7 protein-coding genes and 3 pseudogenes are annotated in these 11,344 nt (G+C 39.7%); 1 reads left to right on the top strand and 9 read right to left on the bottom strand.

The features are described from left to right. Positions 1-11: 11 nt before the first annotated feature. The 3 genes and pseudogenes from AAC852_RS09555 to dptF form a co-directional block, all read right to left on the bottom strand. Positions 12-581, bottom strand: a pseudogene (locus tag AAC852_RS09555) (DNA phosphorothioation-dependent restriction protein DptH); the annotation flags it as partial. Next, positions 562-1,890 (bottom strand): DNA phosphorothioation-dependent restriction protein DptG, encoded by a 1,329-nt coding sequence (dptG, locus tag AAC852_RS09550; RefSeq protein ID WP_340620829.1) that lies wholly within the window; start codon positions 1,888-1,890, stop codon positions 562-564. The gene dptG and the pseudogene AAC852_RS09555, both read right to left, overlap by 20 nt. Next, complete coding sequence (dptF, locus tag AAC852_RS09545) at positions 1,891-3,549, bottom strand: DNA phosphorothioation-dependent restriction protein DptF (RefSeq protein ID WP_340620828.1); 1,659 nt, start codon at positions 3,547-3,549, stop codon at positions 1,891-1,893. Positions 3,550-4,069: 520 nt separating this feature from the next. Here dptF and AAC852_RS09540 point away from each other — a divergent pair. Next, positions 4,070-5,034, top strand: a pseudogene (locus AAC852_RS09540) (IS30 family transposase). Positions 5,035-5,337: 303 nt separating this feature from the next. Here the strand turns inward: AAC852_RS09540 and AAC852_RS09535 are convergent. From AAC852_RS09535 to uxuA, 6 genes and pseudogenes are all read right to left on the bottom strand, one after another. After that, positions 5,338-5,850 (bottom strand): GNAT family N-acetyltransferase, encoded by a 513-nt coding sequence (locus AAC852_RS09535; RefSeq protein WP_340620827.1) that lies wholly within the window; start codon positions 5,848-5,850, stop codon positions 5,338-5,340. Then, complete coding sequence (locus AAC852_RS09530; protein ID WP_340620826.1) at positions 5,834-6,169, bottom strand: type II toxin-antitoxin system TacA family antitoxin; 336 nt, start codon at positions 6,167-6,169, stop codon at positions 5,834-5,836. The genes AAC852_RS09535 and AAC852_RS09530 overlap by 17 nt, the downstream gene beginning before the upstream one ends. Positions 6,170-6,307: 138 nt before the next feature. Then, on the bottom strand, positions 6,308-7,243 hold the full coding sequence (locus AAC852_RS09525; RefSeq protein ID WP_340620825.1) for a sugar kinase: 936 nt from the start codon (positions 7,241-7,243) through the stop codon (positions 6,308-6,310). A 3-nt stretch (positions 7,244-7,246) separates the two neighbouring features. Further along, on the bottom strand, positions 7,247-8,686 hold the full coding sequence (gene uxaC, locus AAC852_RS09520; RefSeq protein WP_340620824.1) for a glucuronate isomerase: 1,440 nt from the start codon (positions 8,684-8,686) through the stop codon (positions 7,247-7,249). Positions 8,687-8,702: 16 nt separating this feature from the next. Then, complete coding sequence (locus AAC852_RS09515) at positions 8,703-10,166, bottom strand: fructuronate reductase (protein ID WP_340620959.1); 1,464 nt, start codon at positions 10,164-10,166, stop codon at positions 8,703-8,705. Beyond that, positions 10,158-11,339: pseudogene (gene uxuA / locus AAC852_RS09510) on the bottom strand (mannonate dehydratase); the annotation flags it as partial. The pseudogene uxuA and the gene AAC852_RS09515, both read right to left, overlap by 9 nt. Between the last annotated feature and the right edge of the window lie 5 nt (positions 11,340-11,344).

The following is an 11,344-nucleotide window of genomic DNA, read 5'->3' as shown; positions in this document are numbered from 1 at the left end:
GGAGCATGACCCAAAGAACGATAAAGTGGAGCAAAACCAAATACCGTAGCCCCTTCTTCAAGGATCATTGACAATTGATCATCTAGTAAACAACGAGATAATTCATATCCTTTATTACCTGCTCTTATTAGGGTTTCAAGCTTTTTACTAAATGTTTCTGGATGCCAGATGGCTTCTTGTGCAGATAAATCCTTAGTACTATTTAGCAATGTATCCAACATACTATTGTGAATTATTAACAACGCAGATTTAGCAAAAGTACCGTCACGACCAGATACTCTGTCACGTAGATGGGATATATAGTTTTCAGTAAACGCCAAACCTCCCTCACCTTGTAAAACAGGAATTAGCTGGATACCATCACGACAACAAATACAAGGTGCTAATTGTTTAGTTTGCTGATTACCTGCAGGTAGCGCGAAAGTATACCCATCAGATAAGGCAGCAAAAGCCTGATACAGCGTTAATGCATTATCAGCATCTGGTGATTTAAACTGATAACGCTCACCTGGTTGGATAAAAGTATTTACCCATTCAAGAAAAGATTGAGCCAGAAAAGTTTCATACTGTCTTACGGACATAAACGGCGTCTCCACTATCACTCATGCGTTCCACATTTCCCATACGCTCATAAAAAGCAATCAATGCTAAAGAAGATTGGTTATCAAGATAAAAACCGCGTTGCTCAAAACAACGTAATAACTCATGAAAGCGTAACTTTTCATTTTTTCCTATAGCAAGGTTGGTCAATAGTAAAAGTCGATCTTGATTGAGGACTAAAACTTTCCCTGCTCTTCCACGGGCTTGAATAAAGCCGGAACAAATTTCTCTTTCTAGTTCATTTATATATTTTCGATTAACGCCTAAACGAGATGGATATTTGCTACTAAATTGTTCAATAGCTACAGATAAAAGCTGTTTAAACGCACTTTCTACACTCAAAGATGCCTCTCTTTCTGGTAGTTTTCGATCAGCAATAAAGTCTTTAAGATAAGTATTGATGCGGGATAAAATTGTAGTTTTTTCTGGGTAGTCCAGAATATCCTGATAAATTTGCCATAAAGGGCGTTTTTTCCCATTTTTTTCATTCCACTGTAAAACTTCAAGTGCAGAAAGAATCGGAAAAAGTTTTTCTCGCTCACTTTCAAAGAGTCTATAACCAAATCGTTTTATTTTTTCCCTTTCTGAACTGGCCTTTTCTGTATCCAAAATAAAGTACAAAGACTTGCTTTTAGGCTCTCCACTGCTCCAATCCTCCAAATTTAGAGCTAGCTGGGCACAGTAAGTAAAAGCGTATAACCGGAGCATATTTCCAAACTCTTGCAGAAGATATTGAGGATGCTCTACTAAGAACTCGAGATCTTGCTGAAAACATGTTACCAAATACGGTAAATAAGCTTGCTCCTCGGCAAACGGTCCTTTACCTAATACTTGTAGATTTTTTTCCAAAACTGAAAGCATGTGCTGCTCAAGAAAATTAAGTCGATCACGCAAGGGCTTATCAAAACTGAAATTTCCCATCAAATTGGTAAAGAGTGTACCTAAACGCCAATTTGCTGCCCCCAAAACACTTTTACCTGAGCCAGTCCCACTAAACTGAGCATGGAACAGTAAAAAAAGAGGAGATATTTTAAAGATATCCTTATTAGCGAAATACATACGTTCCAAAACAGACCAAAATGCAGATTCATCAAGCTGCATAAGCAGGTATTCTTTGCAATCCTTTTTAAAGGTCTCAAAATCATACTCTTTGATCTGCCGTTTGAGGGTATAACTTAAAACTAATCCTATTACTATATTCCAATCAAAAGCATTATTTTTATTACGAACAGGAAGATAACTATCTAACTGATTGTTACCAACTACTAAATTTTCTGCTATAGGGTACATTTAAGCTACTCCATTCATACCGCTGATAGTGATCATGTCATCGTCTTCCTTGGCAATATAAATCCGTTTCCCGTCATAAAATTTAAGAGATGAACTTGATTTCGCCTGTTCAGTGATTTGTTCTATTATTTCATCTAATAACACTGTGGCATTTTTATCATATTTATTAGGACGATAACCGTTATTCAACTTGCTTAATAACTCAAATAAATTCAGGTTAATACTTATTGGTTTCAGTGGATGATCACCAATTTTAAGATAAGCATCAAAACAAGCAGGTTTCGTGACATGTTTCTTTAAAATTGCATCATAATCTCCCTTAAGAGCTACAGGTGCAGTAACTTTTATTGAGCCAAATGCACCCAAAAATAACTCATCTTTATTGGTAGTAAGTTCTGGTGCCTTACGATTAGCATAACTTAGGATCGCTGCAATAAGTTCCGAAGAATAGAAACGACGTAATTCCATTTTTTGGATACGATCACCAGTATAATTTGCATGTAAGTGCCAAATACAAGCATACTTTTCCAACAAAGTTTCTTGGAAAAATGATTCAAATTTTCTGTGATAGTTATTTCCAAATTCATCTGCTCGTAACAAACTGAATAAACGAATCAATGATGCTGCATCCCCCGGCTTAGCTTGACTTCTTTCAAAATAAATATATTTTTTTGCCAATTCCTTTAAAAAATCATCTAACTCAGAATCAGCTAACCCCAACTCATAGCGCAAAACAAACTGATCTAATTCATATGTATGCAAACTAGCAGGATCAAAATCCGCTATTCTTTGTACTAATTCATTCTCTTCACCAATAAAGAGATTATCAAATAAATAACCGGGCCCAAGTAGCAAATGATGAAATAAATCGAGTAGCGCACGAGTCGTAACAAACTGATCCTTCATTAAACGAACTTTAAACAACTGTGTAATAATGACATTTTGTACACTAGGAATACTCAACAATTTGAAATTAGCAATAATTTGTCGTTCACTATCAGCTAAACCAGCTTGCTCATCATTTTTTTTAGCAATGACATAAAATAAGTTTTCATCATTCTCTTCAGTCAACTTAGTCATTAACTCTTTAGCAAAAAAAGAATAATTTTTATGCTCGTTGAACTGAAATTTTGGGTAATGTTCAAAGTCAAAAAAATAGAGCCCATCTATATAGTACGGCATTTGCGTGTTAGAGCTATAATTGAAAAAGTAATCAATAGCAGATTTAATATCGTTATGGCACTCTGAACCTTCCATTGAAAAATTGGCGAGCATACCAGTATTAATTCCCAATACTAATGGACGATTCCCTTCCTTATATGCATCAAAAAGTTTGTCCAGAGTCTCTATTGCTGACTGATGAGGGGAAAAACTATGCGTAGCATCTAGATGAAAATCACACTTATGTTTATAATGATTATAGCAACGGGTAAGAATTTCTGATTTGCCATCACCACTACTACCACAAAGAAAAACAATTTCCCTGCTGTTCAAAGAACCCAAACATTTTTTGATATCTGATTCAATTTTCTGCTCAACAAAAAGTCGTTGCTTTAGGTCATCAAGTGCATTTCTGCGTCGGTTTGTAAGTGTTACCACCGAAAACGATGACGATTTTGCTAACACACTTAGAGCCTTTCTCAATGTGAGTGAACTCATAGCTTAATGTTCTCTTATGTAATTTTTAGAACATTTTATACAATCCTCCTCACAAGCTCTATATGCAGAGATCAATTAAATGGAATCTCTACAGCTAATACGCCAACTTTATCGCACTGTTATCACCTACTTAATGTGGCCTCATGATATACCTTGTTTAAATTGATATGTCAGCAGGTGTACTTTCTCTGCATCTTCTATATTAAAAAATAACTGATGAGTTTTAAGAACAACAAAAAATAAAATGAATGAATTACTATTATGAATAGTTTATTTATATGGAAATTCCTTTTTAAGCAGCTTATTTCTTATGAATGGAATGTAACTAACACACTCCTATTAATTATCTGAATTAATGTGAGTAGCTGATATAAAAAAACATAGAGATAAATATTGTTATTCTTCCTATTGAAGAATAAGTAAATTAATCTAATTCTTAGATTCGCCTAATAAGTGAAATTTCTAAGAAAGGCGGTCAGTTGCTATAGTAAGCATCTTTCTCGCCAAAGGAAAATGCACTATGGCCTATATGCAACTGACCGAAATAGAAAGATATCAGATTTTCAGTTTAAAAGAAGCCGGTTTTACACGACGTCTTATTGCAACGTCGCTTAATCGAGCCCCATCAACGATTAGCCGCGAATTGAAAAGAAACCGGAAAGCGCAGAAATACTACCCTAAACAAGCCCAGCTTAAAGCATCAGAGCGCCGCCGTACTGCGGTAAAAGCCGTCAAAATGACACCGGAGATAACAAAGTGGATTAAAGTTAACTTGGCAGATTTAAGCCCTGAACAAACCGTCGGTTATCTTAAAAGGGAGAAGATAATATCCTAGCATCATGAAACCATGTATAGATTGATTTATAAGGATAAAATTAATGGTGGTGATTTATGGCAGCATCTCAGGATGGCTAAAAAACTGTATCGTAAACGCGATGGAAGTTATGAGCGCAGAGGAAAAATCAAAAATAGGATCAGTATTGATCATCGCCCAAAAATTGTTGATAAAAAGCAGCGTATTGGTGATTGGGAAGGTGATACTATCGTTGGAAAAGATCATAAAAGTGCATTATTAACATAAGTTGAATGAAAATCGCTATTTACTGTCATAATTAAACTTGAAAATAAAACAGCGGAAGGTGTTGCAAAAGCGACAACAAGGAATTTATTAGATATAAAACAAAATGTTAAAACCATCACCTTTGATAATGGATTGGAATTTGCCGAACACAAACTTATCAGTAAAAATTTAGAAGCAAATATTTATTTTGCTCACCCTTATTCACCTTGGGAAAGAGGATCAATGAGAATACCAATGGATTAATCAGAAATTATTTCCCAAAAGGAACTGATTTTAATAAGGTATCAGAGCGAGAGATAAATCTCGTCGCAAATCGCTTAAATAAACGCCCACGGAAGACACGGGATTACAAAACACCGGATGAATTATTCAAAGGAATACCCACTCGTTTACTTCGTTTATAATGGTGTTACACTTATTATGTGAATGCAAGATATCAGGCATAGAGATGAGAACTATCCAGAAATGCATTCATAAATCCAAGAAATTAAAAACAATTAATCGATAGGCTTCAAACTCATAGCCAATGATAATGTCGTAAAAATTATACTTAATCAAATTTATCCAAATCTGAAGAAATTAGGTATTGAATATAAGTAAAATCTTTAGCAAGATCCTCTTTTTCTAATATAGAAAAGACCTCATTTACGAATAATTAATAATCACTGAAAAACCTAAAAACCATACATGAGGCCTGAACGAGATCACTACAAAATACCTACAACTTCCATACAGGTCTTAGCAGGTAACCACATTTCGAGATTTGAATTATCTTCTGGTTCAGCCCGTAAGAAACCATACTGCTGATAAAATGGAATAATGCTTGGATTTGTTGGATCAACAAATAACCCAATAACTGAGACTTGTTGTGAAACTAATACTGTCCGACGGATAGCATCAATTAGCAATTTCTCGCCTAATCTTTGCCCTTGATATAAACGATTTACAGCGAGACGAGCTAGTTTTATTGCATTGAGAGGATGTGGATACTTTTTATAATCTTTATGAACAGGGGGAATTAACACAGAATAACCTGTAAGTGTATAATACCCCAAAATAGTTGTTGGCTCTGAAGCCCGACAGGCAACATACGTTTTTGAGATATGCTTGATAGTTTTCTGTCGGGCTTGCTGTTGTAAAAATTTATTTAACTCATAAACACCACAATCAAATACCTTACGATTATGTTGTTGAGTTATTTCTTCAATTATCATGGACATTCACAACATCCTTGTAATTTTTTGCTGCTTTCATTAATTTCTCATTTGCTTTTGGCGGATTTTCTAACACCGCAAATAGTGCATCTGCACCAGCTATAGAGAGTTGTAATGTTTCAGCACGCTCAATAACATTTTTGGCTCTATCCATTGCCGCTTCAATAAGGAATTGAGAAAGCGTTGCGCCAGAATAATCGGCTGCTCTTTGTATAAACTCTTGTATTTCTAAAGATGTTCGCGCAACTAAACGGGTTTCTTTACGCTCTGAGTAGATGGACATAATCTTACCTTTTGGATATAGATAAATCATAGGTAGTGTCATTATGGCACACAAAATCAATCTCCACCAAATTGTATGTCATTATGGCATACAAAAACTCATTATCTCATTACAGCAAGCCCACCAACTCCACCGACTCCCTCACCAATTGACCCACCTTCTTCCACGCCTTATTTCGGATCAACCCCCTTGTGTCACTGTCTGCGGTACAATCGCGCCTTTATGCCGGATCACAACCCCTGCGAGCTGATGCCCCATTAATGCTGAATCATGAATCGATTTCCTATTTAACAGCCCTGCGATAAAACCCGCATTAAAAGCATCACCTGCCGATGTGGTATCAACGACAGGTGTAACAGGTTGAGTCTTAATATGTTGTGTAGCATTGCAACCACTTAAGTCACGATAAAAACAACCCTGTCCGCCCGCTTTTATAATGGCTTGTTTGACCCCCATGCTTTGCAGGCGATGAAAACTTTCCTCCGTTGACGTATCTCCCCAAAGATTTGCTTCGTCATCGTCAGTGACTAACGCGATATCAGTGATGGCATACATTTGCTGATAACATTCACGAGCTTGTGTTTCATTTCCCCATAAGGCCGGACGATAGTTACTATCAAAGAAAATCACTTTTCCTTCAGAAGATAACTGTTTCAAATCAATGAGCAGCAATTGACGATCATGTTCGGGCAAAATAGCCAGGCTGATCCCACTGAGGTAGAGCACATCCATGTTCTGTAATTGCTGACGCAATCTGGGATAATCAGGATGCTGCAAGAGATAACGCGCCGCCGAGTCATTTCGCCAGTAAAGAAACGTGCGCTCACCTTTTTCATCAAGCTGGATCAGGTATAAACCGGGCTGATGTGCATTATCACGCAACACTAACGATGTATTAATTCCCTCTTGCTGCCAAGATGAGATCATCCCTTCGCTCAAGGGATCAGTCCCCATCACCGTGACGAAATGGATATCAAACTTATCGCCTCCAGCACGAGCCAAATAAACCGCGCTATTCAGTACATCACCGCCATAACTTTGTGTCATGGCACCAAATGGGATGCCATTTAGCTCAATCATACATTCGCCAATCAGAGCAATTTTCTGCCTCTGCATCTTTTAATCCTTCACAGCCTGAAAATAACGTTCAGCATTATTGAAGCAGATATCCTGAACTATCTGCCCCAGCATTTTTTCATCATAGGGAATTTCACCATTTTCGACCCAATTCCCCAACATGTTGCAGAGAATGCGACGGAAATATTCATGGCGGGTATAGGATAAGAAACTACGTGAATCTGTCAGCATACCGACAAACTGACTTAATAAGCCTAATTGGGAGAGTTGCTCTAATTGACGCTGCATACCGTCTCTTTGATCGTTAAACCACCAGCCCGATCCAAATTGAATTTTGCCCCCGATATTTTTACTACCTTGCGCAAGGCTTCCACCCTGAAAGTTGCCCGTCATAGTAGCTATCACTTCATTATCGCGAGGGTTTAAGCAATAGAGAATGGTCTTCGGTAATTCATCTGTTTTATCCATCTCATCCAGCAAGCGAGATAATGGGTAAGCGATAGGATTATCCCCAATGGAATCAAAACCGCTGTCTGGCCCTAACCGTTTAAACATACGCGTGTTGTTATTACGCAAGGCGCCAATATGCATCTGCATCACCCAGCCGCGTTTTGCATACTGTTTACCTAACCAAACCAACACCGCTGTCGTAAATTGTGCGAGTTCTAATTCACTGAGTGATTGCCCTTGTCTGCGCTTTTGCAAAATAATATCTAACACTTTTTCGTCAGGTATCGGCGCATAACGCAACTGTTCAATCCCATGATCCGATGCCACACAACCGTGATCCTGAAAGTGTTCAAGACGATGCTCTAATGCCTGCAATAAATCAGCAAAATGCCCGATAGCAACATCTGCGGCTTCTTCTAATCGTTCGAGATAGTCACAAAAACCCGGAAATTCAATTTTGAAGACTTTATCCGGGCGCCAGCTTGGTAATATTTTGATGGTAAAGTCTTTATCTTTGGCGATCTGTTGATGATATTCGAGAGAATCGATGGGATCATCCGTTGTTCCTGCCATTCGTACCTGCATCTGCTGCATAATGCCACGGGCAGAAAATTCACTTTGAAAGAGTTTTTCGTTCGCCTCATGCCAGATAACCTCTGCGGTATCAGGCCCAAATAATTTTCCGCTAATGCCAAACGGGCGTCGTAATTCCAAATGTGTCCAGTGATAAAGTGGATTGCCGATCGTCAGAGGAACCGTTTTCGCCCATGCAAGGTATTTTTCGTAGTCACTGCTTTCAGCACCAGTAATCAGCGCCTCTTCAATCCCTGCCGCACGCATCGCCCGCCATTTATAATGATCGCCCTCCAGCCAAATTTGACCAAGATTGTGGAAACGGCGATTTTGCGCAATCTCTTTGGGATTAAGATGACAGTGATAGTCATAAACAGGCATCAACGCCGCATAATCATGATACAGGCGGCGAGCAACGTCATTATTTAACAGGAAATCTTCACACATAAAGGTTTTCATTACATTTCCTCTATGGTCAAAGGGCTGCAACCGCTTGGCGGGCGCCAACATTGAGTAAGTTCTGGTAGGCTTTGGTGACGTTATCGATAAAGTCACGGTTTTTGGCTAATTCCTTACCGAAGATCGATTCAATTGCCAGTAGCGCTTCCACCACAGCAACAGAATGACCATATTTGGCAAAAATCGCCGCAAAAGTCTCTTTTAATGGATCACGCACATCAATCGGTTGGCCTTGTTCATCCACGCCACTGATATAACGTATCCAACCCGCTACACCGAGCGCTAAATGGCGATAATCATTTCCCTGCACAAGGTGCCATTCAATGGAATCAAGCACGCGTTGTGGCAATTTCTGGCTGCCATCCATCGCAATTTGCCCTGTCTGGTGTTTTAACGCTGGATTAGTGAACCGCTCGATCAATTTATCTGCGTAAGCCATTAAGTCGCTATCTTCTGGCATCGACAGTGTTGGCGCTTGTTCGTTTAGCATCAGTGCGTAAACTGCCTGACGATAATCAGCATTTTTCATGGTATCGGAGATATACGCATAGCCGCCCAAATAGCCCAGATAGGCCAGAAATGAATGAGCACCATTTAACATGCGCAATTTCATCATTTCAAATGGCGCCACATCATCCACAAATTGTGCACCGGCCAGATCCCAATCTGGACGCCCATTCACGAAGTTATCTTCAATCACCCATTGACGGAAAGGTTCGCAGGCAATAGCACACGGATCTGCAACACCTAGCTGTTGGGCAATTTCGGTTAACGTTTCTGGTGTAGCAGCCGGCACAATACGATCCACCATCGTGCAGGGAAATGTCACTTGCTTTTCTATCCATTGTGCCAATTTTTCGTCCTGCAAACGTGCCAGACCTAACACAGCCTCACGGGCAACATGTCCATTTTCCCGGACGTTATCGCACGATAAAATCGTCACGGCAGGCAGGCTTCGTTCAAAACGCAATTTTAAGGCCGCAGTGATATATCCTATGGCTGATCTCGGCACAGCAGGATTAGCAATATCTTTAATAATCAGCTCATTATTTGGGTCTAAACGCCCTGTTGTGGCATCGGTACAATAGCCTTTTTCAGTGATTGTTAAAGAGATGATTGCGACATCAGGGTTCGCCATTTTTTCGATAATTGCCTGAGCGCCGTCAATTAATGGGTGCATCCCTTCTTTCATTGAGCCAATAATTTTTAATGTGGTTTTCCCCTGCCCTTTCTCTGAGACGGTATAGCGCATGGATTGTTTTTTAAGATTTTCGATCAGTGAAACACCGTTTAGCGTCAGGTTCACTTCACAGTATCCCCAATCACTGTCCGTTTGTTCTAATACGTGATGGGTATAAAGCGCCTGATGTGCACGATGGAATGCACCGCAGCCTAAATGCACAATACGGGAAGTCAGGCGTTCGGTTGTCCAGTGAGGGCATGGGACAGAGGTTATCGCATTAACAAGATTTTTTCCCATAATGGCACGATGGATACCCAACTCAAGGCCACGAATTTCAGCCAGCCCTTTCAGGCGGCCGATTGCGGAATAGCCGGGGTTAATTTTCTTTTTCAAATCATCAAGTATTTGATGACCGTGATCAGGCCGCATTGGAATAAGGTGATTTTCACCCACTGACAACCTGCGATGCTCTTCTTCCGCAACCGCTTTGATCACTTCATACATATCTACATCACCAGCAAGATGTGCCGCTTCGTGGAACGTGAATGGGTTTTCTTCACGTACAGTTGAACGCAAGTGGAGGAAATAGATACGGGAAGCAAATGATTTGATCATCTTCACCAAATCATTATCCGCGCGCACGCCGTAAGATCCGGTGCACATTGTGTAGCCATTGGCATTGCTGTCTACCGTTTCGGCTATCCAATGCATATCCTCTATCGTAGAAACAATGCGTGGCAGGCCTAAGATCTCACGCGGGGGATCATCAGGATGAACCGCCATTTTGATGCCGAGTTCTTCCGCAACCGGAATGATCTTTTGCAGGAAATAAGCAAAATGCTCACGCAATTTGGCTTTATCAATTCTTTTATAACGTTTTAGGTGTTGGCGAAATTGTTCTAAGGTATAGCCTTCCTCTGCACCGGGCAGACCAGCGATGATCGTATTTGTCAGTTTTTGTTTTTCTTCTTCCGTCATTGAAGTGAAGCGTGATTGTGCTTGCACAATTTCATCATCAGGATACGCCTTTTCTGCGCCATCACGTTGCAAGATATAGATATCAAAAACAGCAAATTCGATTTGATCAAAGCGCAACGCTTTTGAGCCATCAGGTAATTCATATTCAAGATCAGTACGTGTCCAATCCAAAACAGGCATAAAGTTGTAGCATATTGTTTTGATCCCGCAAGCAGCAAGGTTACGCAAGGTTTGTTGATAGTTTTCGATCCATCGATTGTACTCTCCGGTATGCGTCTTAATATCTTCATGAATGGGAACACTTTCTACAACTGTCCACTCAAGTTGACTGGCTTCAATCAGTGCCTTACGCTGTTTTATCTCCTCAATAGGCCAGACTTCGCCATTAGGAATATGGTGTAATGCCGTCACAATCCCTGTTGCTCCTGCCTGACGGATATCCGCTAATGAAACAGGATCTTCAGGCCCATACCAACGCCAGGTTTGTTTCATCATTC

Origin of the sequence: Xenorhabdus siamensis, assembly GCF_037996745.1 — a bacterium.
Lineage (GTDB): Bacteria > Pseudomonadota > Gammaproteobacteria > Enterobacterales > Enterobacteriaceae > Xenorhabdus > Xenorhabdus indica.
This window is presented reverse-complemented; position numbering and strand designations above follow the sequence as displayed.